The following is a 24925-nucleotide window of genomic DNA, read 5'->3' as shown; positions in this document are numbered from 1 at the left end:
ATGTCCCGCGTTGCCAAGAAGCCGATTGCCCTGCCCAAGGGCGTCGAGTTCAATGTTTCCAACGACCAGGTCACCGTCAAGGGCCCGAAGGGCACCCTGAGCCTGGCCAAGCCCGCCGGCGTCGACTTCAAGGTCGAGAACGGCGTGCTGCAGCTCTCCGCCGCCGAGGCCGCCAACATCCCGATGGCCGGCACCGCCCGCGCCATCCTGGCCAACATGGTCACCGGCGTGTCCGAGGGCTTCACCCGCAAGCTCGAACTCGTCGGCGTGGGTTACCGCGCCTCGATGGCGGGCAAGGACCTGAACCTGAGCCTGGGCTTCTCGCACCCGGTCGTGTTCGTGGCCCCGGAAGGCATCACCCTGGCCACCCCGACCCAGACCGAAGTTCTGGTTTCGGGCGCCGACAAGCAGCTGGTGGGCGAGGTCGCGGCCAAGATCCGCGCCTTCCGCAAGCCTGAGCCGTACAAGGGCAAGGGCATCCGCTATTCCGGCGAGAAGATCATCATGAAGGAAGCCAAGAAGGCCTGATAGGCGCTTCAGCTTCCCAAAGGTAAAAGACCATGGACAAGAACACCGCCCGCCTCCGTCGCGCCAAGACCACCCGCTCGCACATCCGCAAGCTGGGCGTCGCCCGCCTGTCCGTGCTGCGCACGGGCCAGCACATCTACGCCCAGCTGTTCACGGCCGACGGTTCGAAGGTGCTGGCTTCGGCCTCCACCGTCGAGTCCGACGTCAAGGACGGCCTGAAGGGCACCAAGAACCTCGAGGCCGCCGCGAAGGTTGGCCGCGCCATCGCCGCCAAGGCGCTGGCCGCGGGCATCGACAAGGTTGCCTTCGACCGTTCTGGTTACCGCTACCACGGCCGCGTCAAGGCGCTGGCCGATGCCGCCCGCGAGGGTGGCCTGCAGTTCTAAGCCCGCTGGCCGGGCTTGGTTTTCCAGCTACACACCACAACCATAAGCGGCCATAGGCCGTAAGCAAACCCAGGAACCAAAATGAGCAGCAACGATCGCAATCGCAATCGCGAGGAGAGCGACGACGGCTTCATCGAGAAGCTGGTCGCCGTGAACCGCGTGTCCAAGACCGTCAAGGGCGGTCGCCAGTTCACCTTCACCGCCCTGACCGTCGTCGGCGACGGTGCCGGCAAGGTCGGCTTCGGCTACGGCAAGGCCCGCGAAGTCCCGGTGGCCATCCAGAAGTCGATGGAGTACGCCCGCAAGGCGATGGTCTCCGTCGACCTCGACAACGGCACCCTGTTCCACCCGGTCAAGGCCAACCACGGCGCCGCGCGTGTCTACATGCAGCCGGCTTCCGAGGGTACCGGCGTGATCGCCGGCGGCGCCATGCGCGCCGTGCTCGAGGCGGTGGGCGTGAAGAACGTTCTGGCCAAGGCCGTCGGTTCCCGCAACCCGATCAACCTCGTGCGCGCCACCGTCAAGGGCCTGGCCGCGACCCAGTCGCCGGCCCGCATCGCCGCCAAGCGCGGCAAGAAGCTCGAGGAGATCCTCAATGGCTGAGAAGACCGTCAAAGTCCGCCTGGTCAAGGGCCTGCGCGGCTGCCAGGAGCGCCACCGCGTTTCGGTCCGCGCCCTCGGCCTGAACAAGGTCAATGATGTCCGCGAGCTCAAGGACTCCCCGTCCGTCCGCGGCCTGATCAACCAAGTGCATTACCTGGTGCGCGTCGAGTCCTGAGCGCCCCGCGGAGAACCCATATGAAGCTTAATTCTCTCAAGCCCGCCGACGGCGCCCGCAAGGATCGCGTCCGCGTTGGTCGTGGTATCGGCTCCGGCCTCGGCAAGACCGCCGGTCGCGGCCACAAGGGTTCCTTTGCCCGCACCGGCAAGGGCAAGATCAAGGCCGGCTTCGAAGGCGGCCAGATGCCCATGCAGCGTCGCCTGCCGAAGATCGGCTTCCGCTCGCAGATGAAGAAGGACACCGCCGAGGTGCTGCTGTACCAGCTCGACAAGCTCGAGGCCGGCGAGATCGATTTCGCCGCGCTGCGCGCCGCCAAGCTGGTGCCGTCGACCGCCAAGCAGGCGAAGGTCGTCAAGAAGGGCGAACTGACCAAGAAGTTCGTGCTCAAGGGCGTGCTGGCCACGGCCGGCGCGAAGGCCGCCATCGAGGCGGCCGGCGGCAGCGTGACGGAGTAAAGCCTTGGCCCAGACCCCTTCCGCTGCAGCAGCCCTGGGTGGGCTCGGTAAGTTCACCGAGCTCCGCCAGCGCCTGGTCTTCGTTGTCCTGGCGCTGATCGTCTATCGCATCGGCAGCTACATCCCGGTGCCGGGCATCGATCCGCAGCGGATGCTGGAGCTGATGGAGAGCCAGCAGGGCACCATCGTGGACATGTTCAACATGTTCTCCGGTGGCGCCCTGAACCGGTTCAGCCTGTTCGCGCTCAACGTCATCCCGTACATCTCGTCCTCGATCATCGTGCAGCTCATGGGCCAGATCTACGAGCCCTGGAAGGCGATGAAGAAGGAAGGCGAGAGCGGTCGCCGCAAGCTCACCCAGTACTCGCGCATCGGCGCGGTGTTCCTGGCCATCGTCCAGGCCGGATCGATCGCCTCCATGCTGCAGCAGCAGCCGGGCGTCGTGTACGCCCCGGGCATTGGCTTCGTGCTCACGGCCATCGTCGCCCTCACCGCCGGCACCATCTTCCTGATGTGGCTTGGCGAGCAGATCACCGAGCGCGGCGTCGGCAACGGCATTTCGCTGATCATCTTCGCCGGCATCGTGGCCAGCCTGCCGGGCGCCGTCATCGGCACCTTCCAGCAGGTCGCCAGCGGCGAGCTCAGCGGCTTCGCGATCCTGGTCATCCTGCTGCTGGTCCTGGGCGTCACCTACTTCGTGGTGTTCATGGAGCGCGGCCAGCGCCGCATCACCGTGAACTACGCCCGTCGCCAGGGTGGCCGCCAGGCCTACATGAACCAGAGCTCGCACCTGCCGCTCAAGCTCAACATGGCCGGCGTGATCCCGGCGATCTTCGCCTCGAGCCTGATCATGTTCCCGGCGACCATGGTGCAGTGGTTCGGCCAGGGTGGTTCGGCGCCGACCGGCGAAGGGTGGCGCGACCAGCTCAACCTGTTCCTGCAGAACCTCAGCCAGGCGCTCGCCCCGAGCGAGCCGCTGCACATGCTGCTCTACGGCGGCATGATCATGGGCTTTGCGTTCTTCTACACGGCCCTGGTGTTCAACAGCCAGGAGACCGCCGACAACCTCAAGAAGTCCGGCGCCCTGGTGCCGGGCATCCGGCCGGGCAAGGCCACCGCCGAGTACATCGACGGCGTGCTGACCCGCCTGACCATGATCGGCTCGATCTACCTGGTCCTGGTCTGCCTCCTGCCGGAGGTGATCCGCGCCTTCTGGTCGGTGCCGTTCTACTTCGGTGGCACCTCGCTGCTGATCGTCGTCGTGGTGGTGATGGACTTCACCGCCCAGGTGCAGGCGCACCTGATGTCGCACCAGTACGAGGGCCTGATGAAGAAGGCCAATTTGAAGGGTGGCTCCCGCGGCGGTCTGACCCGCGGCTGAGAGCCACGCACAATGGGCGGTCCGCGCGGCAGCTTGGCGCGCGGATGGTCCAGCCCCCGTCCCTGCGCTGGAGTAGCGCGGGGCGCCCGGCCCGGAAGGGCAGGGCAAGGGCCGGACCGTCGCCGGAGCATGGGCACACTCCCCATGCCGGGTTCCGGGGGCCTTTGGCCCCGGGGACTACAATTTAACCCCGAGCTAATGTATTATTTCCGATTCACTGCGCTCAATTTTAGTTTGGAGATCGCCTGATGGCGCGCATCGCGGGTGTCAACCTGCCTGTCCAGAAGCATGTCTGGGTGGGCCTGCAGAGTATCTTTGGCATCGGCCGTACCCGGTCGAAGCTCGTTTGCGAGGCGGCTGGCGTCGCCCCGTCCACCAAGATCCGGGACCTGTCGGAGCCTGAAATCGAGCGCATCCGCGCCGAGGTGGCCAAGTACACGGTCGAGGGTGACCTCCGTCGTGAGGTCGGCATGTCGATCAAGCGTCTGATGGACCTGGGCTGCTACCGCGGCCTGCGCCATCGTCGCGGCCTGCCGATGCGCGGCCAGCGCACCCGCACCAATGCCCGCACCCGCAAGGGTCCGCGCAAAGCCATCAAGAAGTAAGGACCTGGCCCCATGAACAAGCCGGCAACCAAGACCAAGAAGAAGATCAAGCGTGTCGTCACCGACGGCATCGCCCACGTCCACGCTTCTTTCAACAACACCATCGTCACCATCACCGACCGCCAGGGCAATGCGCTGTCGTGGGCGACCTCGGGCGGCGCGGGTTTCCGCGGCTCCCGCAAGTCGACCCCGTTCGCCGCCCAGGTGGCCGCGGAGAAGGCTGGCAAGGTCGCGCTCGAGTACGGCGTGAAGACGCTGGAAGTCCGCATCAAGGGCCCCGGCCCGGGCCGCGAGTCGGCCGTGCGTTCGCTCAATGCCTGCGGCTACAAGATCACCAACATCATCGACGTCACCCCGATCCCGCACAACGGGTGCCGGCCGCCGAAGAAGCGCCGCGTCTAACGGGAACAGGAGACTACACACATGGCTCGTTACATTGGTCCCACCTGTAAGCTCGCCCGCCGCGAAGGCGCCGATCTTTCCCTCAAGTCGCCGGCCCGCGCGATCGACTCCAAGTGCAAGCTGGAGCAGAAGCCTGGCCAGCACGGCGCCGTCGCCAAGCGCGGCAAGCTGTCCGACTACGCCAACCAGCTGCGCGAAAAGCAGAAGGTCAAGCGTATCTACGGCCTGCTGGAGCGTCAGTTCCGCAACTATTACAAGAAGGCTTCGAACCGGAAGGGCAACACCGGCGAGACCCTGCTGCAGATGCTCGAGCAGCGCCTCGACAACGTCGTCTACCGCATGGGCTTCGCGGTCACCCGTCCGCAGGCCCGCCAGCTGGTTTCGCACAAGGGCGTCCTGGTGAACGGCAAGGCCGTGAACCTGCCGTCCTACCAGGTCAAGGCCGGCGACAGCATTGCCCTGACCGAGCGCGCGCAGAAGCACCTCAATGTCCAGGAAGCGGTGAACCTGTCGCAGCAGATGGACCTGGTGCCGAGCTGGTGCGAAGTCGACGCGAAGAAGTTCGCCGGCGTCTTCAAGGCCGTGCCCGACCGCGCCGACCTGCCCTCGGACATCAATGAAGCGCTGATCGTCGAGCTGTACTCGAAGTAATCCTTTAGGAGACACCTTGACCATGACGGTTACCGCCACCCAGGTGCTGCGCCCGCGCGGCCCGCACATCGAACGCCTCGGTTCCAACCGCGCCAAGGTGGTCATCGAACCGCTGGAGCGCGGCTACGGCCACACGCTGGGCAATGCCCTGCGTCGCGTGCTGCTTTCCTCGATCCCCGGCTTCGCGATCACCGAAGTCGAGATCGACGGCGTTCTGCACGAGTACACCACCGTCGAGGGCCTGCAGGAGGACGTGCTTGAAGTCCTGCTCAACCTCAAGGACGTCGCCATCCGCATGCACAACGTGGACCACACCACGCTGAGCCTGCAGAAGAAGGGCCCGGGCGTCGTGACGGCCGGCGACATCAAGACCGACCACAACGTCGAGATCATCAATCCCGACCACGTGATCTGCACCCTGACCAAGGACACGGCGCTGAACATGCGCCTGAAGATCGAGCGCGGTTTCGGCTACCAGCCGGCCGCCGATCGCCGCCGCCCGGACGAAGAGTCCCGTGCGATCGGCCGCCTGGTCCTGGACGCCACGTTCTCGCCGGTGCGCCGCGTCGCCTACGCCGTCGAGGCCGCCCGCGTCGAGCAGCGCACCGACCTGGACAAGCTGGTCCTTGAGATCGAGACCAACGGCACGATCGATGCCGAGGACGCGATCCGCACGGCCGCCGACATCCTGACCGACCAGCTCTCGGTGTTCGGCGACTTCACCCAGCGCGAGCGTGGCCCGGCCAAGGTCTCGGCCACGGGCGTGGATCCGGTGCTGCTGCGCCCGATCGACGACCTCGAGCTGACCGTGCGTTCGGCCAACTGCCTCAAGGCCGAGAACATCTACTACATCGGCGACCTGATCCAGCGTACCGAGGTCGAGCTGCTCAAGACCCCGAACCTGGGCAAGAAGTCGCTCACCGAGATCAAGGAAGTCCTCGCCCAGCGCGGCCTTTCCCTCGGCATGAAGCTGGAGAACTGGCCGCCGGCCGGCCTGCAGCAGGGCATGCTGGGCTGAGCCCGGAATTCACTTAAGGAAACACGACCATGCGCCACCAGAAATCCGGCCGCAAGTTCAGCCGCACCAGCGCCCATCGCGAAGCGATGTTCAGCAACATGGCTGCGTCCCTGATCAAGCACGAGCTGATCCGTACCACCCTGCCCAAGGCGAAGGAACTTCGCCGCGTCGCCGAGCCGCTGATCACCATCGGCAAGACCGACGGCGTCGCCAACCGCCGCCTCGCCATGTCGCGCCTGCGTGACAAGGAAGCGGTGGGCAAGCTGTTCGTCGAGCTGGGCCCGCGTTACCAGGCCCGTCCCGGCGGCTACCTGCGCATCCTCAAGTGCGGCTTCCGTCCGGGCGACAACGCCCCGATGGCCTACGTCGAACTCGTCGATCGCCCGCAGGGCGCCACCGAAGCGGCCGAGTAAGCCGCGCTCGAAGGCAAGACCCCAGGACCCCGGCCCCGGCCGGGGTCTTGTTTTCCGGCCGGAGAACTTCGCGCCCGGCCCGCGGTCGGTTAGTCTGTCGACTTCGCAAGGCCCAGCATCCGCATGAACGCCAATCCCTTCGCCTGGGGCTTCCGGGCCCAGTACTTCACCGGTTTCGCGCTGTGCGTGGCGCTGCTCGTCTACGCGCTGTACGTGCAGTTCGGCATGCTCATGCAGCCCTGCCCGCTGTGCATCCTGCAGCGGCTGGCCTTCGCCGGCATGGGTTTGGTGTTCCTGCTCGGCGCGCTGCATTCGCCGAAAGGCCGCTGGGGCCGCCGCCTTTACGGCGTGGGCGTGCTGCTGCCTGCGGCCGCGGGCGCAGGCGTCGCCGGCCGCCACGTCTGGCTGCAGTCGCTGCCGCCCAGCGACGTGCCGCTGTGCACCTCGATGGGCCTGGAATACATGATCGAGGCCCAGGGCCCGTTCAAGGCGCTCTCGAGCGTGCTCGCCGGTTCCGGCGAGTGCGCCAAGGTGGACTGGACCTTCCTCGGCCTGTCGATGCCGGCCTGGACCCTGGCCTGGTTCGTCGGCCTGGGCGTGGCCGCCCTCTGGGCCGGTTGGCGCCACCGCTGATACGGTTCGTCGCGTCGCCTGCACGGGGGCCTCGCGACCCCTGTGGCATCATCACCGTGCATTTCCCAACCAAGCACGGGTGACACCCCCAATGAGCGCGACCGACCGCAACCTGCAAACCGTATCCGTTCCCGGCGACTGGACGCCGGCGAGCTGGCGGGCGCGGCCGGCCACGCAGCAGCCCGTCTATCCCGACGCCGCGGCCCTGGCCGAGGTCGAGGCCGAGCTAAGCCGGCTGCCGCCGCTGGTCACGTCCTGGGAGATCCTCTCGCTCAAGAAGCAGCTGGCCGAGGCCCAGGAAGGCAAGCGCTTCCTGCTGCAGGGCGGCGACTGCGCCGAGTCCTTCGCCGACTGCGAGTCGGCCCTGGTGTCCAATCGCCTGAAGGTGCTGCTGCAGATGAGCCTGGTGCTCGTGCACGGCCTGCGCCTGCCGGTGGTGCGCGTGGGCCGCTTCGCCGGCCAGTACGCCAAGCCGCGCTCGGCCGACATGGAGGAGAAGGACGGCGTCTCGCTGCCCAGCTACCGCGGCGACTTCATCAATCGCCCCGAGTTCGACCCCGTCGCGCGCACGCCCGACCCGCGCCGCATGGTCAAGGGCCACGCGCGCTCGGCGATGACGATGAACTTCGTGCGCGCCCTCGTCGACGGCGGTTTCGCCGACCTGCACCACCCCGAGTACTGGGACCTGGGCTGGGTCGGCCACTCGCCGCTGTCGGCCGAATACCAGCGCATGGTGGCCGCCGTGGGCGACGCTGTGCGCTTCATGGAAACCATTTCCGGCGAGGCGCTGCACAACCTCAACCGCGCCGACTTCTACACCTCGCACGAAGCCCTGCTGCTGCCCTATGAGCAGGCGCTGACGCGGCAGGTGCCGCGCCAGTGGGGCTGGTTCAACCTCTCCACCCACTTCCCGTGGATCGGCATGCGCACCGCCGCGCTCGACGGCGCGCACGTGGAGTACTTCCGCGGCCTGCGCAACCCGGTGGCGGTGAAGATCGGCCCTTCGGTCACGCCCGAGCAGCTGATGAAGCTGGTGGACGTGCTCAACCCCGACGACGAGCCCGGCCGCCTGGCCCTGATCCACCGCATGGGCGCCGCGCAGGTGGCGGAGAAGCTGCCGCCGCTGCTCGAGGCGGTGCGCCGCGAAGGCCGCCGCGTGCTGTGGATCTGCGACCCGATGCACGGCAACACCGAGAGCGCCAGCAACGGCTTCAAGACCCGTCGCTTCGACAACATCCGCGGCGAGCTCGAGGCGGCCTTCGACCTGCACGCGGCCGCCGGCACGCGCCTGGGCGGCGTGCACCTCGAGCTCACCGGCGAGAACGTCACCGAGTGCACCGGCGGCGCCCGCGAGCTCACCGACACCGACCTGGCGCGCGCCTACCGCTCCACCGTGGACCCGCGCCTGAACTACGAGCAGTCGCTCGAGATCGCCATGCTGATCGTGCGCAAGCGCAGCAGCCTCGGCGTCACGCCCGCCCGCGACTGAGCCGGGTGCCGGCGCCGGCGCCGGATCAGGGCACCAGCGTCGGCGAGAACGCCGGCGGCTTGCGGGCGCGCGTGGCCTGTTCGAAGGCATGGCCCAGGGCCAGCAGCTCGGCCTCCGAACGCGGCCGGCCCAGGAAGGCCAGGCCCAGCGGCAGGCCGCGCAGCTCGCCCATCGGCACGGTCAGGCTGGGCGTGCCCGCCACGGCGGCGATGCCGTAGCCGGCGCTGAGGAAGCGGTCGCCCAGCACGTGGTCGGTCGGCCAGGCCGGCCCGGTGGTGGGCGCCACCAGGGCATCGAGCGACTGGCCGTCGAGCACCGCCAGCAGGCCTTCGTCCAGCGCCAGGCGGCGCGCGCGCCCGCGCGCCTCGAGGTAGGCCGGCTCGTCCACGCCGCCCTTGGCCTGGGCCTGCTCGAGCAGCTCCTGGCCGAAGATCGGCATCACCTCGCCGGCGTGCTCGCGGTTCCAGGCAATCAGCGCCTCGAGCGAGGCCACGGGCGCATTGCCTTCGCGGAGGTAAGCGTTCAGCCCGTCCTTGAATTCGTACAGCAGGACCTCGAACTCGGCGCCGCCCCACTGGCCCCAGGTGGGCACCTCCACGTCCACCAGCTCCGCGCCGCCGGCGCGCAGGGCCTCGAGCGCGCGCTCGGTGGCCGCGTCGAGGTCCGGGTGGCGGCCCATCGCCTGGCGCAGCACGCCGATGCGCTTGCCGGCCAGCGAGGCATCCTCCAGCCCCGCCAGGTAATCGACGGTGCCGGCGTCGAAGCTCGCCGGATCGGTGGCGTCGGGCGCGGCCAGCACCTGCAGCAGCGCGGCGGCGTCGGCGACGGTGCGCGCCATCGGCCCGGCGGTGTCCTGGCTGATGGAGATCGGGATGATGCCGTCGCGGCTGACCAGGCCGACGGTGGGCTTGAGGCCCACCAGGCCGTTCACCGCCGAGGGGCAGAGGATGGAGCCATCGGTTTCGGTGCCCACGCCCACGGTGGCCAGGCTGGCGGCGATGGCCGCGCCGGTGCCCGAGCTCGAGCCGCAGGGATTGCGGTCGAGCACGTAGGGGTTGCGGGTCTGGCCACCGCGCGAACTCCAGCCCGAGCTCGAGCGGTTGGAGCGGAAGTTGGCCCACTCGCTGAGGTTGGTCTTGCCGATGACCACCGCGCCGGCCTCGCGCAGGCGCTGCACGACGAAGGCGTCGTCGGCCGGGCGGTGCGAAGCCAGCGCCAGCGAGCCGGCGGAGTTGACCATGCCGGCGGCGTCGATGTTGTCCTTCACCAGCACCGGGATGCCGTGCAGCGGGCCGCGCAGCTTGCCGGCGGCGCGCTCCTCGTCGAGGCGCCGCGCCTGATCGAGCGCATCGGGCGCGATTTCGATCACGGCGTTGAGCGTGGGGCCGGCATCGTCGATTTCGGCGATGCGCGCGAGATAGGCCTGGGTCAGGGTTTCGCTGCTTATGCGGCCTTCGGCCATCAGCTGCGCGGCGCCGGCGACGTCGAGCTCGACCACGTCGAGCGATTCGCCCGCCTCCTGCGCCGGCGGCGGGGCATCGGCCTGTTCGCGCGCGCAGGCCGCGAGCAGCAGCAGGAGGGGCAGGGCGAGGGCAGGACGCATGGCGGGCTCCGGAACGGGACCCGCCGAGTCTAGCCAAAGCGCGCGTGCGCGCGGCGTCGCCGTGCCGGGCTCAGGGCGCCGTGTCCGAGGCTGGTTCGGACAGCCAGGCGAGGGCGGCTTCGAGTGCCAGGTCGCGTCCTGCCAGCAGGTCGGCCACGCTGGCGCGCGCCGCCTGGTCGGGCTGTACCCCCGCGCCTTCGATGCGCCGGCCCCCGGGGTCGGTCATGTCGGCGGTGGGGTAGTAGAGCCAGTCGCCGGACGGCAGCCGGGCCGTGATCGCCGGCAGCGCCATGCCGGCGCTGGTGTCGCCGAACACGCGGGCGCGGCCCGTGGCCTGCAGGCCGCCGGCGAAGATCTCCGAGCTGCTCGCCGAACCGTGGTCGATCAGCACCGCCACCGGACCGTGCAGCGTGCGCAGCGGGCTGCCGTCGTCCGCCACGCGGCGCGGCAGCACGGCGAGGTTGAGGCGGCCGCTGTCGGTACTCATCGTGCCCAGCTGGGTGGGCTTGTCGTAGAGCAGCCCGGCGATGGCGGTGATGGTCCAGATCTGCCCGCCCGGATTGCCGCGCAGGTCGAGCACCAGCCGGTCGCACCGCGCGTGCTCGCGCAGGCTGGCCACGAGCTGCTGGTAGGCCGGCTGCGCCCAGACGTTGAAGGCCACCTGCAGCGCGCAGCCGCCGCCATCGAGCGGGACGCGCGCGGCGCTGTAGCGCGCGGTTTCCTCGGGCATGCCCGGCACCAGCCGCAGCGGCGTGCCATCGCTGGGACGCGCGGCCAGCGTGGCCTCGCGTTCGCGCCCCCGGCCGTCGCGCAGTTTCAGCGCGACGGTCTCGCCCACCACCAGGCCCTCGAGCCGGCCATTGGCATGCAGTTCGAACTGCAGGCGGGCCAGCTGCCGGCCGCGCCCTTCGGGCAGGGCGCCGAGGCTGGCGAGCACCTCGTCCATGCGCCAATCGTCGATGGCCCCGACCGTCCAGCCGGTGCCGATGCCGGCCTCCGCCGCGGCCGAACCGGGCAGCACGCGCGCCACGCGCACGCCGCCTTCGAGCAGCGACACCTGCAGCCCCACGTCGGCGCGCACGTCGGCCTGGCCTTCGGGCGCACGCGGGCGCGACTTGCGCTTCGGCCCGGGCACGGCCTCGGACGGGATCAGCGCCAGGTGCGAAACGCCGACCGCCTGCAGCAGGCGGTTGATTTCGCGGCGCAGCGCGGCCAGGTCGCCGGCGCCGGTGATGGCCGGGCGGTGAGTGGCCTCGAGCGCGGCCCAGTCGATGCTGTCGCGGCCCTCGTCGAAGCGGCTGCTGCGCAGCTTCTGCCAGACGAACTCGAAGGTCTCCTCCGCGTGCGGTGGTTCGCCGCGCGCGGAGCCGTCGGCCCGGGCCGACGGCGCCAGCAGCGCCAGGCACAGCGCCACGCCGGCAAGCCAGCCGCCGGCCCGTCGGTACGGTGACTCCACCACCGGCCTCACTCGGCGGACTGGGCGCCCGCGCCCGCGTCGAGCAGGGACTGGATCGCCGGCGGCAGCGCGAACACTTCGTCCGGCGGCGTGCCTTCCTGGTAGTCCTCGATGGTCATCACCTGGGTCATGCCCATGGCGCTCGAGCGCATGCGGCTGGCCACGCGGACCTTGCCCAGGGTCTTGTAGTCGTAGAGGTGGATGGTCTGGCGCATTTCGCCCATCGGCGAGACCGAGGTCGATTCGCTGTAGAGCGCCAGGCCCTCGTCGGTGCCGAAGCAGCTCGCGGTTTCGTCGCCGCTTTTCCAGAGGATTTCCACCCGGTAGCAGGGGCGGCCCTCGGAGTCGGCCAGGGCCACGGTCTTCATCGACTCGATCGATTCGTCGGCGAAAGTGAGCACGTCGGGGTCGACGTTGCGGCGCTGGTCTTCAAGCTCCTTGCCCTCGAGCAGGCGCGGGCCGAGCATCGGGTCGATCGACCAGGCGATGTCGCCCACCATGCCGCTGCGGATCTCCATGCCGGCCATGGTCATGTTCACCACCATGTCGCGGCCGCGCGAGTACAGCTGCATGTCGCCGCGCATGCCGTTTTCGGCGACGACGATGGACATCTTCGCGCTGCCGTCGCCACTGTTGCGGATGGCGTCGGCGCCGCCGCTGGCTTCCAGGTGGCGGTCGATGAGCTGGCGCGGATCGGGCAGGGTCTCGGCGCCGGCGAAGGCCGGCAGGGCGGCGAGGGCGAGGGCGAGGGCGAGGGCGAGCATCAGGCGGGTGGGGCGCATGCGATTCTCCGGAGGGTCCGGTCGCAGCATAACAAGCGCCGGGCGGCGCGTGGCCGCCCGGGGCGGCGGGGCCGTGGCCCCGCGGCTCAGCCCGCGCGCGAGGCGCGCTTGCGGTCGCTTTCGGTGCGCAGCTTCTTGCGCAGGCGGATCGCCACCGGGGTGACTTCCACCAGCTCGTCGTCGTCGATGAACTCCAGCGCCTGCTCGAGCGAGAACTTGATGGCCGGGATGAGGCCCTCGTCCTTGTCGGTGCCCGAGGCGCGGAAGTTGGTCAGCTGCTTGCCGCGAAGGGCGTTGACGGTGAGGTCGTTGTCCTTGGAGTGGATGCCCACGACCTGGCCTTCGTAGATCTCCTCGCCCGGCTCGATGAACAGGCGGCCGCGCTCCTGCATCGCAATCTGCGCGTAGGCCGGGGACGGGCCCTGGCCGTTGGAGATGAGCACGCCGTTCTGGCGCTGGCCGATCTCGCCCTCGGCCTTCGGCGCGTAGTGGTCGAAGACGTGGAAGAGCAGGCCGGTGCCGGCGGTGAGGGTGCGGAACTCGGTCTGGAAGCCGATCAGGCCGCGGGCCGGGATCATGAACTCCATGCGCACCCGGCCCTTGCCGTCGGGCTCCATGTTCTGCAGCAGCGCCTTGCGCTCGCCCAGGCGCTGCATCACGCCGCCCTGGTACTGCTCCTCGAGGTCGACCACCAGCGACTCGATCGGCTCGGACTTCACGCCGTCGATGTCCTTGATGATCACCTCCGGGCGCGACACGGCCAGCTCGTAGCCCTCGCGGCGCATGGTCTCGATCAGGATCGACAGGTGCAGCTCGCCGCGGCCGCTGACCTTGAACTTGTCGGCGTCGGAGGTGTCTTCGACCTTGAGCGCCACGTTGTGCTGGGTCTCGCGCACCAGGCGGTCGCGCAGCTGGCGCGAGGTGAGGAACTTGCCGCCGCTGCGCTCCTTGTTGCCGGCGAAGGGCGAGTCGTTGACCTGGAAGGTCATCGAGATGGTCGGCTCGTCGACGGTGAGCACCGGCAGCTGCTCGGGGGTCGACACGTCGCAGATTGTGTCGGAGATGCCCAGGCCCTCGACGCCGGAGATGGCGATGATGTCGCCGGCCTGCGCTTCCTTCACCTCGTGGCGCTCCAGGCCCATGAAGCCCAGCACCTGCAGCACCTTGCCGTTGCGGGTCTTGCCCTCGCGGTCGACCACGGTCACCGGCATGTTGGTGCGGATCTTGCCGCGCTGCACGCGACCCACGCCGATGATGCCGACGTAGTTGTTGTAGTCGAGCGAGGTGATGCGCATCTGGAACGGACCGTCGAGGTCGACCGGCGGCGGCGGGACCTTGTCGACGATGGTCTGGAACAGCGGGGTCATGTCGCCCGAGCGCACCGACTCGTCCATGCCGGCGTAGCCGTTGAGGCCCGAGGCATAGACCACGGTGAAGTCGAGCTGCTCATCGGTGGCGCCCAGGCGGTCGAACAGGTCGAAGGTCTGGTTGAGCACCCAGTCCGGGCGGGCGCCCGGGCGGTCGACCTTGTTGATCACCACGATCGGCTTGAAGCCCATCGCGAAGGCCTTCTGGGTGACGAAGCGGGTCTGCGGCATCGGGCCGTCCATGGCGTCGACCAGGATCAGCACCGAATCGACCATCGACAGCACGCGCTCGACCTCGCCGCCGAAGTCGGCGTGGCCCGGGGTGTCGACGATGTTGATGCGGTATTCCTCGCCGTCCGGCGACTTCCAGCGGATGGCCGTGTTCTTGGAGAGGATGGTGATGCCGCGCTCTTTCTCGAGGTCGTTGCTGTCCATCACGCGCTCGGCGACGACGGCGCGCTCGCTGAACGTGCCGGACTGCTTGAGCAGCTGGTCCACCAGAGTGGTCTTGCCGTGGTCGACGTGGGCGACGATGGCGATGTTGCGGAGCTTTTCGATGGACATGCAAAGGGGCGCCGGGGGCGCTTTCTCGTAGGAAAATTAGTCTGACAGTGTACCATGGAAAGTCCCCGCAATCCGGAGCCACCCCATGTCCCTGACCGCCGTCTTCACCACCTCCCGCGGCCCGATCCGCGTCCGCCTGTTCGCCGACAAGTGCCCGGTCACGGTCGCCAGCTTCGTCAACCTGGCCCAGCGCGGCTTCTACGACGGCCTGGCCTTCCACCGCGTCATCCCCGATTTCATGATCCAGGGTGGCTGCCCGCGCGGCACCGGCACCGGCGGCCCGGGCTACCGCTTCGAGGACGAGTGCCGGGCCGACCTGCGCCACGACAAGCCGGGCGTGCTCTCGATGGCCAACGCCGGCCCGGGCACCAATGGCAGCCAGTTCTTCATCACCCACGTGGCCACCCCCTGGCTCGACGGCAAGCACACCGTGTTCGGCGAGGTGCTGGGCGCCGGCGACCAGGCCGTGGTCGACGCCGTGCGCGGCGGCGACAAGATCGAGAGCCTGAAGATCGAGGGCGACGCCTCGGCCCTGCTCACGGCCCAGGCCGACCGCATCGCCGAGTGGAACAAGGCGCTCGACGCCTGAACCGGGCCGGGCGGGGCCCCGGCCCCGCCCGCCCTCAGCGCACGAAGCGCAGGCTCGAGAACATCCGGTCCACCGCCGCGGCGTCGCGTTCGTAGTAGTGCTCCTCCGGGGCCACCCACACCAGCACGGTCAGGTGGCCTTCGCGCTCGGCCGCCGCCGCCATGCCGCGGTAGCGCAGGCCGCGGCCATTGGCCATCGACAGCTCGAAGCGCAGGCCCGGCACGCCGCCGAAGCTGGCCGGGCGCAGTTTTTCCGATTCCACCTGCGACCAGCCGGCGCCGCGCAGCGCGTCGAGCATCACGTCGCGCACCTCGTCCGGGCGCATGCCGGCGCGGAACCAGGGGCCGTCGGGCCGGGCCCGGCGCTCGCGCGCACCCAGGAACACATGCTCGCCCGGCCGCACCTTCGAGAAGATGCTCAGCTGGTTGAGCGGCGCGCCGTCGATGGTCCACAGTTCCTGGCGGCGCGACTTGACCCGCGCCCAGTCGAGGTCGGTATCGAGGGCCATGTCGAACACGGTGGCGGCGCCGGCGGACTGCAGCCGGCCGCCGGTGCCGGCGCAGGCCGCCAGCAGCACGATCAGGGCCGCCAGCAGGGCGGCGCGAAACAGGGCAGGGCTCACGGCCGGGCCTCCAGTTGGTCGATGTATTGGCGCACGAAGGCGGCATCGTCGGCCTCGGGCGCGAGCTCGAGGTAACGCGTGAGCGCGGCGCGGGCGCCGTCGCGGTCGCCCTGGTCGCGCAGGGCCAGGCCGTGCTCGCGCCAGGCCGCCGGCGGCGCGCCGGGCAGGTCGAGCGCGGCGGCGAACAGTTCGTTCGCCTGGGCGCGGTCGCCCGGGTCGTTGCGGCGGCGATGCGCTTCGCCGAGCCAGAAGGCGTACAGGCCCTGCAGGTCCTCCGGCGCGCCCGGGCGCAGGTCGGCGATCACCTGCACCGAGGTGTCGTACATGCGCCGGCCCAGTTCGCGCTCGAGCCAGGTGGCCAGGAAGGGGCGCACGGCTTCGATATAGGCCTCGCGCCCCCGTTCGCCGCTGGCACCTGCCGCCACCGCGGCTTCGCCGGCCGCGCGCACGTCGGCCAGGCGCTCGGCCGTGCGCGGGTGGGTGGCGAACACCGGCAGCGGCTTGCCGTAGCGGCGTGCGTCTTCCTCCGACTTCATGCGCTGCCACAGGCGCGCGCCGGCGGTGGGGTCGTAGCCCTGGGACAGCGCGGCGGCGAAACCGGTGACGTCGGCCTCGCGCTCGGCCTCGCGCGAATAACCATAGAGCGAGGCCGCCCCGACCAGGCCCGCCAGCTGCCCGGCCGGCCCTACGCCCACGCCCCAGGCCAGCAGGCCGAAGGAGTTGAGGAAGGCGGTGGCGCGCTTGGTCTTGCGCCAAAGCTCGATGGAATGGCGGTGGCGGAAGTGCGCATATTCATGGCCCAGCACCAGCGCCAGCTCCGACTCGTCCTGGAAGCGAAGCAGAGCGCCGGTCCAGACCACCATCATGCCGTTGGGCGCCATCGAGGCGTTGAACCAGGGCTGCTCGACGATGTACACGCGCAGGTCGTCGCAGTAGTCGGCCGCGACCTTGCAGGCGACGCCGCGCACATAAGCGTTCAGGGCCGGGTCGCGCACCAGCGCGGGGTGCTGCTGCAGCTCGCGCTCGCTGCGCTCCATGGCGTACCACAGCTCGTCCTCGTCGCTGCCCGGCGGCGGTCGCTGTCCGGGCGCGGCGTCGGGCAGGTTGGTGGCGCCGGCCAGGCCGGCGGCGAGCGCCAGCACCAGCAGCCAGCGGGGTCCGCGCGCGGGCCTCAAAGCGGCAGCCCGGTGAGCATCTGGCGGGCGGTGCGTTCGGCGCCCTCGGCGTCGCGCAGGTCGCCGGTCTGGTTGGCCATCAGGTTGAACCACACCACCTGGCCGCTGCGCAGGTCCACGAGCGTGGATACGCCCACCTGCTGGCCACCGCCGATGTCGACCACCTGGCCGACGGCCGCGCCGGCGAGCAGGGCCAGCACGCGCAGGGCGGCCCGGCCTTCGCTGGTGTAGCTGTCGCGGACATAGGTGAACAGGGCGTAGTCCGCGCCGGTGGCCTCGCGCAGTTCCGCCACGCCGTCGCCCAGGGTCCAGTCCAGGCGCCGGCCCTTGGTGGCCAGGTGGCTGCCGGGACGGGTGTAGACGGCGATGCTCATCGCCACCGCCTCGTTCAGGCGCACCAGCTGGCCCAGGCGTGATTCGGCCGGCAGGTCGTCGGGCAGGTCCAGGGCGGGGCGGGTGGCCGTGCCCTTGGCCTCGAGCAGGCGCGCCACGGCCTGCGGATAGAGCCGGCGGGCGGCATCGGACCATTCCCGCCGCGGCTCGAGCATTCCGCCGGCGGTGACCAGGCTCAGTTCGATGTCGGGCTCGACCAGCACCACCGTGCCGGCGATGCGCACCGGGTTGCCGGCCTCGTCGGTCGCCACGCGGTCCTGGTTGTAGGCCCCGGCCGGCGCGCAGGCCAGTGCGAACAGGAGCAGGGCCGCGAAGCCGCGGGCGAGGGTGTTTCGGCGCTGGGTCATGGCGGGCCTCCCTCGCCGCAGGATGCCTGATCCAGCGCCACTGGCAAGCCCCGGCCGGGGCCTCGGGCGGGGGCGGCGTGGTATCCTTTTGGGGTTTCCCATCCCGCCACAACGACACGCGAGGATCGTGATGCCCCAGCTCGCCAAGCGCATGGGCCGTGCCAAGCCCAGCGCCATTATGGCCGTCGCCGAGAAGGCCAAGAAGCTCAAGGCCGAAGGCCGCGACATCGTCAGCTTCTCCATCGGCGTCCCCAACTTCCTGCCCGGTCCGCACGTATACGCGGCGGCCCGCCAGGCCCTGGACAACGACAGCGGCCAGTACGGCTCGAACCGCGGCTCCGACGCGCTGCTCGACGCCTTCCTGCACCACCTCGAGGGCCTGGGCCTGCGCGGCTACACGCGCCTGAACTGCGCCACCGGCATCGGCGCCAAGCACATCCTCTACAACCTGGCCGAGGCCCTGCTGGACGAAGGCGACACCATCGCCTACGCCACGCCGTACTGGACCACCTACGCCGACATCGCCGAGGTGCTCAACGCGAAGATCCTCGAGTTGCCGTGCCCGGCCAGCCAGGACTACAAGCTCACCCCGGCCCAGCTCGACGCCGCGCTGGCGACCAAGCCCAAGGTGTTCCTGTTCAACAACCCGAACAACCCCACCGGCATGGTCTACACCCGCGAGGAAATCGCGGCGCTGGCCGACGTCGTCGCCAGGCACCCCGACACCTGGGTCATCACCGACGACATCTACAACACGATGGTGTTCGACGGCCTGGGCTACCACAACTTCGTGCAGGCCCGCCCGGAGCTGCGCGAGCGCGTGGTGTTCGTCGACTCGCTGTCGAAGACCTACGGCATGCCCGGCTGGCGCGTCGGCTTCATGGCCGGCCCGGAAGTGGTGGCCAAGGCGCTGACGGTGCTCAACTCGACCCACATCACCAACCTGCCGGAAGTGGTGGTGGCTGCGGCCATCGCCGCGCTCACCGGCCCGCAGGACGTGCCCAACGGCAAGTGCGCCGAGTTCCAGGCCAAGCGCGACCTGGTGGTGGACACCATGAACGCCATCCCGGGCGTCGTCTGCCCGAAGCCGCAGGGCGCGTTCTACGTGTTCCCGGACGTCAGCTGCGCCTTCGGCAAGTCGCACAATGGCGTGAAGATCGCCAACGACGTCGACTTCTGCGCCGCGCTGCTCGAAGCCAAGGGCGTGGCCTGCGTGCCCGGCTCGGCCTTCGGCGAGCCGCACGCGCTGCGCATCAGCTACACCTGCCCGACCGAGCAGCTGCCCAAGGGCCTGCAGCGGATCCAGGAATTCTTCGCAGAACTTTCGTAAGGAGCCTTTCATGAAGACCCCCGTTCGCGTCGCCGTCACCGGTGCCGCTGGCCAGATCGGTTATTCGCTGCTGTTCCGCATCGCCTCGGGCGAGATGCTCGGCAAGGACCAGCCGGTCATCCTGCAGATGCTCGAGCTGCCGATGGAAAAGGCCCAGGCCGCCCTGCGCGGCGTGATGATGGAGCTCGAGGACTGCGCGTTCCCGCTGCTGGCCGGCATGGTCGGCACCGATGACCCGATGGTGGCCTTCAAGGACGCCGACGTGGCCCTGCTGGTCGGCGCCATGCCGCGCGGCCCGGGCATGGAGCGCAAGGACCTGCTGCTCAAGAACGCCGAGATCTTCACCGTGCAGGGCAAGGCGCTCAACGCCGTCGCCTCGCGCAACGTGAAGGTGCTGGTGGTGGGCAACCCGGCCAACACCAACGCCTACATCGCCATGAAGTCGGCGCCGGACCTCGATCCGCGCAACTTCACCGCCATGCTGCGCCTGGACCACAACCGCGCCCTTTCGCAGCTGGCCACCAAGGCCGGCGTGGCGGTGGCCGACATCGAGAAGCTGGTCGTCTGGGGCAACCACAGCCCGACCATGTACCCCGACTACCGCTTCGCCACCGTCGGCGGCGCCTCGCTCAAGGACAAGATCGGCGACGAAGAGTGGAACCGCGCCACCTTCATCCCGGTGGTCGGCAAGCGCGGCGCGGCCATCATCGAAGCCCGCGGCCTGAGCTCGGCCGCTTCGGCCGCCAATGCCGCCATCGACCACGTCCGCGACTGGGTGCTGGGCACGAACGGCAAGTGGGCCACGATGGGCATTCCGTCGGACGGCAGCTACGGCATCCCCAAGGACGTGATGTACGGCTTCCCGGTCGTCTGCAAGGACGGCAAGTACGAGATCGTGCAGGGCCTGGAAATCGACGAGTACTCGCGCTCGATGATGGACAAGACCCTGGCCGAGCTCGAGGAAGAGCGCGCAGGCGTCGCCCACCTGCTCTGATCCAATCGAAGGCGGCCCCCGGGCCGCCTTCTGCTTATGAGGTAGCCCCATGTCGAACCCGAACTCCGCCGGTGCGCGTTTCCGCGCCGCCCTCGCCGCCGAATCGCCGCTGCAGGTGATCGGCGCCATCAACGCCAACCACGCCCTGCTGGCCAAACGCGCCGGTTACCGCGCCATCTACCTCAGCGGCGGCGGCGTGGCCGCCGGTTCGCTGGGCCTGCCGGACCTGGGCATCAGCGGCCTGGAGGACGTGCTCATCGACACTCGCCGCATCACCGACGTCTGCGACCTGCCGCTGCTGGTGGACATCGATACCGGCTTCGGCCCCAGCGCCTTCAACATCGAGCGCACGGTCAAGTCGCTGATCAAGGCCGGCGCGGCCGCCTGCCACATCGAGGACCAGGTCGGCGCCAAGCGCTGCGGCCACCGCCCGGGCAAGGAAGTGGTGGGCACCGAGGAAATGGTGGACCGCGTCAAGGCCGCGGCCGATGCGAAGACCGATCCGGACTTCTTCCTCATCGCCCGCACCGACGCCATCCAGGTGCACGGCGTGGACGCCGCCATCGAGCGCGCGGTGCGCTGCGTGGAGGCCGGTGCCGACGGCATCTTCGCCGAGGCCTCGTACGACCTCGACACCTACCGCCGCTTCGTCGAGGCGGTGAAGGTGCCGGTGCTGGCCAACATCACCGAGTTCGGCAAGACGCCGCTGTTCACCCGCGAGGAACTCGCCTCGGTGGGCGTCGCCATCCAGCTCTACCCGCTGTCGGCGTTCCGGGCGATGAACAAGGCCGCCGAAGCCGTGTACGAGGCCATCCGCCGCGATGGCCACCAGAAGGCCGTGCTCGACACGATGCAGACCCGCGAGGAGCTCTACGACCGCATCGGCTACCACGCCTTCGAGGGCAAGCTCGACGCCCTGTTCGCGAAGAAGGGCGGCTGAGGCCAGCCGCCCCCGGGGCCTCAGCGCTCCAGTCGCGCCGCGAGCAGGGCCACCTGCTCGCGCAGCGCCTTGACCTCGGCCACCAGCGGCTCCTCGGCGTGCGAGACGGCGTCCTCCACGGTCTTCTTGCGCTCGGCGTCGATTTCCGACTGCATCGCCGACACCACCACGCCGATGAACAGGTTCAGGGCGGTGAAGCTGGTGGCCAGGATGAAGGGCACGAAGAACAGCCAGGCCTGCGGGTGCACGTCCATCACCGGGCGCACGATGCCCATCGACCACGACTCGAGCGTCATCACCTGGAAGAGCGTGTAGAGCGAGGCCGGCACGTCGCCGAACCACTGCGGGAAGGTGCCGCCGTAGAGCTTGGTGGCCATCACCGCGCCGACGTAGAAGATCAGGCCCAGCAGCATCACGATCGAGCCCATGCCGGGCAGGGCGCCCAGCAGGGCGCCGACCACGCGGCGCAGCGAGGGCACCACGGTCACCAGGCGCAGCACGCGCAGCACGCGCAGGGCGCGCAGCACCGCCAGCGGGCCGCTGGTGGGCAGCAGGGCGATGCCCACCACCACGAAGTCGAACACGTTCCAGGGGTCGCGGAAGAAGCGCAGCCGGTGCACGACCAGCTTGGCCAGCAGCTCGAGCACGAACACCGACAGGGCGAAGGTGTCGACGACCTTGAGCACGCCGCCCCAGCGGGCGACGACCGCGGGTTCGGTCTCCAGGCCCAGGACGACGGCATTGACCAGGATCAGGGCCAGGATGAAGCGTTCGGTGGCGCGGTGGGCGAGCAGGCGGGCGAGGAAGGCGGTCATGGATGGCGGGGCCGGGATGGGGTGGAAGGGCGGGTTGGGGTCGAAGGCGGGATTCTAGACGGCGGCAAGCTTCTATAATCAGGTTTTTCCCGGAGGCTCCCATGACCGAGCAAGTCCTTCCCAAGGCCAAGAAGTCCGTCGCCCTGTCCGGCACGGCCGCGGGCAACACCGCCCTGTGCACCGTCGGCCGCAGCGGCAACGACCTGCACTACCGCGGCTACGACATCCACGACCTGGCCACCCGGGCCGGCTTCGAGGAAGTGGCCCACCTGCTGGTCCACGGCAGCCTGCCCACCGCCAGCCAGCTCCGGGCCTACAAGGCCAAGCTGCGCCGCCTGCGCGGCCTGCCGGCCATCGTCACCGAGGCCCTGGAGCTGGTGCCGGCCAATGCCCACCCGATGGACGTGCTGCGCACCGGCTGCTCGGTGCTGGGCACCGTGCTGCCCGAGCGCGAGGGCCACCCGGTCGCCGAGGCCCGCGACATCGCCGACCGCCTGATGGCCAGCTTCGGCTCGATGCTGCTGTACTGGTGGCACTTCACCCGCAACGGCCGCCGCATCGAGGTCGAGACCGACGACGACACCATCGCCGGCCACTTCCTGCACCTGCTGCACGGCCAGCCGCCGGGCGAGTCGCATGCGCGCGCGCTCGACCAGTCGCTGGTGCTCTACGCCGAGCACGAGTTCAACGCCTCCACCTTCACCGCGCGCGTCATCGCCGGCACCGGCAGCGACCTGTTCAGCTGCATCACCGGCGCCATCGGCGCGCTGCGCGGCCCCAAGCACGGCGGCGCCAACGAAGTGGCGATGGACATCATCGCCCGCTACGGCAGCGCCGACGAGGCCGAGGCCGACATCCGCGCCCGCGTGGAGCGCAAGGAAATCGTCATCGGCTTCGGCCACCCGGTGTACACCATCGGCGACCCGCGCAACCCGATCATCAAGGAGATCAGCCGCAAGCTGTGCAAGGAAGGCGGCAACCAGGTCCTGTTCGACGTCAGCGAGCGCATCGAGACGCTGATGATGGACCTCAAGAAGATGTTCCCCAACCTCGACTGGTACAGCGCCTCGGCCTACCACATGATGGGCGTGCCGACCCCGCTGTTCACCCCGCTGTTCGTCATCGCCCGCACCTCCGGCTGGAGCGCGCACGTGATCGAGCAGCGCATCGACGGCAAGATCATCCGCCCGAGCGCCAACTACACCGGTCCCGAGGACCGCGAGTTCGTGCCGATCGAAAAGCGCTGAGGGCCCTCAGCGGCCCTGCAGGCGGCTGCTGGCCCGGGCGACCACGTCCTCCGGGCCGCGCAGCACCACGGTGTCGCCGTCGGCAAGCACGGTGTCCGGGGAGGGGTCGAGCAGGCGCTCGCCATCGCGCACGATCGCGGTCGCGGTGCCATCGGCCAAGCCCAGCTCGCGCAGCGACTTGCCGCAGGCCTGGCAACCGCTCGCCAGCGACACCGGCTCAAGCTGCTCGGCGTGCTCGGCGCCGTCGACTTCGCCGGCGAAGCGCGCGCGCAGCAGCGGGTAGTGTGCGGCGCGCTGGCGCTCGACCAGCTCGAGGATGCGCGCCGGCGGCACCTGCAGGCGGTCCAGGACGTGCGTGGCGATCATCAGCCCGGCCTCCAGCGTCTCCGGCACCACCTCGCTGGCGCCGGCCTCGGCCAGCGCCTGGTGGTGGCTGTCGTCGCGGGTGCGCACCATCACGGGCAGGCGGGGGTGGCGCGCCCTGACGTGGGCCAGCACGCGCAGGCTGGCCTTGGTGTCGTCGTTGCTGATCACGACGAGGCGGGCGCGGTCGAGGCCCATCGACTCGAGCATCGCCGGATCGGAGGCATCGCCGTAGAACACCGGCTCGCCGGCCTTGCGCGCCTGCCGCACCTTGGCCAGGTCCAGGTCCATCGCGCCCCAGGCGATGCCTTCCTGCTCGAGGATGTGGCCCACGCTCTGGCCGATGCGTCCATAGCCGCAGATGATGACGTGCTGGTCCAGGCTGTCCGCGGCCACGCCGACCACCGGCGCCTCGGCGGCGCTTTCGAGCCGCTTGGGGGTCAGGGCCCGGGCGATCGGCGCATTGAAGCGGATCAGCACCGGGCCGAGGATGAAGGAGAAAAGCACGGCGGTGAAGGCAACCTGCCCCTGGAAGTCGTCCAGCGCCCCGCCCGCCAGGCCCAGCGCCAGCAGCGCCAGTCCGAACTCACCGCCCACCGCCACGATCAGGCCGGTGCGCCAGGCCGATTCGATGGGCAGCCCCGCGCGCCGCACCAGCGCCGCCACCAGCAGGGTCTTGCTCGCCAGCAGCAGGCAGGCGCCGGCCAGGGCCCAGGCCCAGACCGCCGGCAGGGCCGCGGGATCGAACAGCATCCCGATGCCGATGAAGAACAGGCCCAGCAGCACGTCGCGGAACGGCCGGATGGTGGCCTCGACCTGGTGGCGGAACTCGGTCTCGCCGAGCACCATGCCGGCCAGGAAGGCGCCGAAGGCCAGCGACAGGCCCAGGGAGTCGGTCACCGCGCCGGCGCCCAGCGACACGAAGAGCACGGTCAGGGTGAACGCCTCGGCCGAGCGCTGCCGCGTCACGGAGCGGAACAGGGGCTTGAGCAGCCAGCGCCCGGCGAAGAACACCAGCAGCGTCGCGATCGCCGCCTTGGCCAGCGCGGAGCCGATCAGCATGCCGATGGCGGCGGCGCCCACCGCGGTGCCCAGCACCGGGATGACGACGATGAAGGGCACGGCCGTCACGTCCTGGAACACCGACATCGCCGTGCCCAGCCGTCCGTGCGGCGAGTTTTCCTCGGCCTGGTCGGACAGCTGCTTGCTGATCATCGTGGTGGACGACTGCGCGAAGATCGCGCCGATCACGAACGCGGCCACCGGGTCGGCGCCGGCGAGCCAGGCCAGCAGGCCCACGATCAGCGTCGTCAGGCCCACCTGCGCGGTGCCCAGCGAAAGCACCCGGCCGCGCAGGGCATTGAGCTGCGGCAGCGAATAGTTCAGGCCGATGGTGAAAAGCAGGAAGACGATGCCGAACTCGGCGAACAGCCGGATCATCGTGCCGTCGACCACGGGACCCATGGTGGCCGGCCCCAGCACGACGCCGACCGCGAGGTAGGCCAGGCTGGTCGGGATGCGCAGTCGCTGGCAGGCCAGGAAGCTGGCGATGGCCGCACCGAGCAACAAGAGCACCTGCGCCAAACCTTGATCCAT

The 24925-nt window shown here is 69.7% G+C and carries 27 protein-coding genes; 18 read left to right on the top strand and 9 right to left on the bottom strand.

Features of this window, described 5'->3' with window-relative positions; all coding sequences use genetic code 11:
* The 13 genes from rplF to ABS41_RS11240 all read left to right on the top strand — a co-directional run bounded on the left by rplF (nt 1) and on the right by ABS41_RS11240 (nt 8742).
* Complete coding sequence (gene rplF / locus ABS41_RS11300; protein ID WP_290594532.1) at nt 1-528, top strand: 50S ribosomal protein L6; 528 nt, start codon at nt 1-3, stop codon at nt 526-528.
* Nucleotides 529-560: 32 nt separating this feature from the next.
* A complete protein-coding gene (gene rplR, locus ABS41_RS11295) occupies nt 561-914 on the top strand; it encodes a 50S ribosomal protein L18 (protein ID WP_290594531.1) in 354 nt (117 codons plus the stop codon).
* Between the two features lie 81 nt (nt 915-995).
* Nucleotides 996-1517, top strand: a complete 522-nt coding sequence (gene rpsE, locus ABS41_RS11290) for a 30S ribosomal protein S5 (protein ID WP_290594530.1) — start codon at nt 996-998, stop codon at nt 1515-1517.
* On the top strand, nt 1510-1692 hold the full coding sequence (gene rpmD, locus ABS41_RS11285; RefSeq protein WP_106990015.1) for a 50S ribosomal protein L30: 183 nt from the start codon (nt 1510-1512) through the stop codon (nt 1690-1692). The genes rpsE and rpmD overlap by 8 nt, the downstream gene beginning before the upstream one ends.
* A gap of 20 nt (nt 1693-1712) precedes the next feature.
* Nucleotides 1713-2150, top strand: a complete 438-nt coding sequence (gene rplO, locus ABS41_RS11280) for a 50S ribosomal protein L15 (protein ID WP_290594528.1) — start codon at nt 1713-1715, stop codon at nt 2148-2150.
* 4 nt (nt 2151-2154) lie between these two features.
* Entirely contained in the window at nt 2155-3531 is a 1377-nt protein-coding gene (gene secY, locus ABS41_RS11275; protein ID WP_290594526.1) for a preprotein translocase subunit SecY, read from the top strand.
* A 248-nt stretch (nt 3532-3779) separates the two neighbouring features.
* The gene (gene rpsM / locus ABS41_RS11270) at nt 3780-4136 is read left to right on the top strand and encodes a 30S ribosomal protein S13 (protein WP_106990018.1); all 357 of its coding nucleotides are present in this window, start codon (nt 3780-3782) and stop codon (nt 4134-4136) included.
* A gap of 12 nt (nt 4137-4148) precedes the next feature.
* Entirely contained in the window at nt 4149-4538 is a 390-nt protein-coding gene (gene rpsK / locus ABS41_RS11265) for a 30S ribosomal protein S11 (protein WP_034225593.1), read from the top strand.
* A 21-nt stretch (nt 4539-4559) separates the two neighbouring features.
* Nucleotides 4560-5189: a 30S ribosomal protein S4 gene (rpsD, locus tag ABS41_RS11260; protein WP_290594522.1), complete on the top strand. Its 630-nt coding sequence runs from the start codon at nt 4560-4562 to the stop codon at nt 5187-5189.
* Between the two features lie 22 nt (nt 5190-5211).
* On the top strand, nt 5212-6207 hold the full coding sequence (gene rpoA / locus ABS41_RS11255) for a DNA-directed RNA polymerase subunit alpha (RefSeq protein WP_290594519.1): 996 nt from the start codon (nt 5212-5214) through the stop codon (nt 6205-6207).
* 29 nt (nt 6208-6236) lie between these two features.
* A complete protein-coding gene (rplQ, locus tag ABS41_RS11250; protein ID WP_290594517.1) occupies nt 6237-6620 on the top strand; it encodes a 50S ribosomal protein L17 in 384 nt (127 codons plus the stop codon).
* Between the two features lie 123 nt (nt 6621-6743).
* The gene (locus ABS41_RS11245; protein ID WP_290594515.1) at nt 6744-7253 is read left to right on the top strand and encodes a disulfide bond formation protein B; all 510 of its coding nucleotides are present in this window, start codon (nt 6744-6746) and stop codon (nt 7251-7253) included.
* Nucleotides 7254-7344: 91 nt separating this feature from the next.
* Complete coding sequence (locus ABS41_RS11240) at nt 7345-8742, top strand: 3-deoxy-7-phosphoheptulonate synthase class II (RefSeq protein ID WP_290594513.1); 1398 nt, start codon at nt 7345-7347, stop codon at nt 8740-8742.
* 25 nt (nt 8743-8767) lie between these two features.
* Here ABS41_RS11240 and ABS41_RS11235 read toward each other — a convergent pair whose 3' ends face one another.
* The 4 genes from ABS41_RS11235 to typA all read right to left on the bottom strand — a co-directional run bounded on the left by ABS41_RS11235 (nt 8768) and on the right by typA (nt 14514).
* Nucleotides 8768-10345 (bottom strand): amidase, encoded by a 1578-nt coding sequence (locus ABS41_RS11235; protein ID WP_290594511.1) that lies wholly within the window; start codon nt 10343-10345, stop codon nt 8768-8770.
* Between the two features lie 70 nt (nt 10346-10415).
* Nucleotides 10416-11801, bottom strand: a complete 1386-nt coding sequence (locus tag ABS41_RS11230; protein WP_290594509.1) for a S41 family peptidase — start codon at nt 11799-11801, stop codon at nt 10416-10418.
* Between the two features lie 8 nt (nt 11802-11809).
* Nucleotides 11810-12583 carry a hypothetical protein gene (locus ABS41_RS11225; protein WP_290594507.1) on the bottom strand — a complete coding sequence of 258 codons (774 nt, stop codon included), beginning with the start codon at nt 12581-12583 and terminating at the stop codon, nt 11810-11812.
* A gap of 86 nt (nt 12584-12669) precedes the next feature.
* Nucleotides 12670-14514: a translational GTPase TypA gene (gene typA / locus ABS41_RS11220; protein ID WP_290594505.1), complete on the bottom strand. Its 1845-nt coding sequence runs from the start codon at nt 14512-14514 to the stop codon at nt 12670-12672.
* Between the two features lie 85 nt (nt 14515-14599).
* Here typA and ABS41_RS11215 point away from each other — a divergent pair, with 85 nt between their 5' ends.
* On the top strand, nt 14600-15103 hold the full coding sequence (locus tag ABS41_RS11215; RefSeq protein WP_290594503.1) for a peptidylprolyl isomerase: 504 nt from the start codon (nt 14600-14602) through the stop codon (nt 15101-15103).
* Between the two features lie 34 nt (nt 15104-15137).
* On the opposite strand, the gene ABS41_RS11210 is transcribed toward ABS41_RS11215, so the two are convergent.
* Genes ABS41_RS11210 through ABS41_RS11200 form a run of 3 tightly spaced genes read right to left on the bottom strand, consistent with a single transcriptional unit; the run spans nt 15138 to nt 17640 of the window.
* Nucleotides 15138-15725, bottom strand: coding sequence for a hypothetical protein (locus ABS41_RS11210; RefSeq protein WP_290594501.1), 588 nt, complete (start codon nt 15723-15725; stop codon nt 15138-15140).
* Nucleotides 15722-16900 carry a M48 family metallopeptidase gene (locus ABS41_RS11205; protein ID WP_290594499.1) on the bottom strand — a complete coding sequence of 393 codons (1179 nt, stop codon included), beginning with the start codon at nt 16898-16900 and terminating at the stop codon, nt 15722-15724. The genes ABS41_RS11210 and ABS41_RS11205 overlap by 4 nt, the downstream gene beginning before the upstream one ends.
* On the bottom strand, nt 16897-17640 hold the full coding sequence (locus ABS41_RS11200) for a hypothetical protein (protein ID WP_290594497.1): 744 nt from the start codon (nt 17638-17640) through the stop codon (nt 16897-16899). The genes ABS41_RS11205 and ABS41_RS11200 overlap by 4 nt, the downstream gene beginning before the upstream one ends.
* 130 nt (nt 17641-17770) lie before the next feature.
* Between ABS41_RS11200 and ABS41_RS11195 the strand changes: the two genes are divergently transcribed.
* The 3 genes from ABS41_RS11195 to prpB are packed head-to-tail and all read left to right on the top strand — an operon-like array spanning nt 17771 to nt 20904.
* Nucleotides 17771-18970: a pyridoxal phosphate-dependent aminotransferase gene (locus tag ABS41_RS11195; protein WP_290594495.1), complete on the top strand. Its 1200-nt coding sequence runs from the start codon at nt 17771-17773 to the stop codon at nt 18968-18970.
* Between the two features lie 10 nt (nt 18971-18980).
* The gene (locus ABS41_RS11190; protein ID WP_290594493.1) at nt 18981-19964 is read left to right on the top strand and encodes a malate dehydrogenase; all 984 of its coding nucleotides are present in this window, start codon (nt 18981-18983) and stop codon (nt 19962-19964) included.
* A gap of 49 nt (nt 19965-20013) precedes the next feature.
* Nucleotides 20014-20904, top strand: coding sequence for a methylisocitrate lyase (prpB, locus tag ABS41_RS11185; protein WP_290594491.1), 891 nt, complete (start codon nt 20014-20016; stop codon nt 20902-20904).
* Nucleotides 20905-20924: 20 nt separating this feature from the next.
* On the opposite strand, the gene ABS41_RS11180 is transcribed toward prpB, so the two are convergent.
* Nucleotides 20925-21719, bottom strand: a complete 795-nt coding sequence (locus tag ABS41_RS11180; RefSeq protein WP_290594490.1) for an ion transporter — start codon at nt 21717-21719, stop codon at nt 20925-20927.
* A gap of 101 nt (nt 21720-21820) precedes the next feature.
* Between ABS41_RS11180 and prpC the strand changes: the two genes are divergently transcribed.
* Nucleotides 21821-22966: a 2-methylcitrate synthase gene (prpC, locus tag ABS41_RS11175; RefSeq protein ID WP_290594489.1), complete on the top strand. Its 1146-nt coding sequence runs from the start codon at nt 21821-21823 to the stop codon at nt 22964-22966.
* A 6-nt stretch (nt 22967-22972) separates the two neighbouring features.
* Here prpC and ABS41_RS11170 read toward each other — a convergent pair whose 3' ends face one another.
* Entirely contained in the window at nt 22973-24925 is a 1953-nt protein-coding gene (locus ABS41_RS11170; protein WP_290594487.1) for a cation:proton antiporter, read from the bottom strand.

This window comes from Arenimonas sp. SCN 70-307, from assembly GCF_001724815.1.
GTDB lineage: Bacteria > Pseudomonadota > Gammaproteobacteria > Xanthomonadales > Xanthomonadaceae > Arenimonas.
Note: the sequence above shows the minus strand (reverse complement) of the source record. Positions and strands in the feature narration are given on the sequence as shown.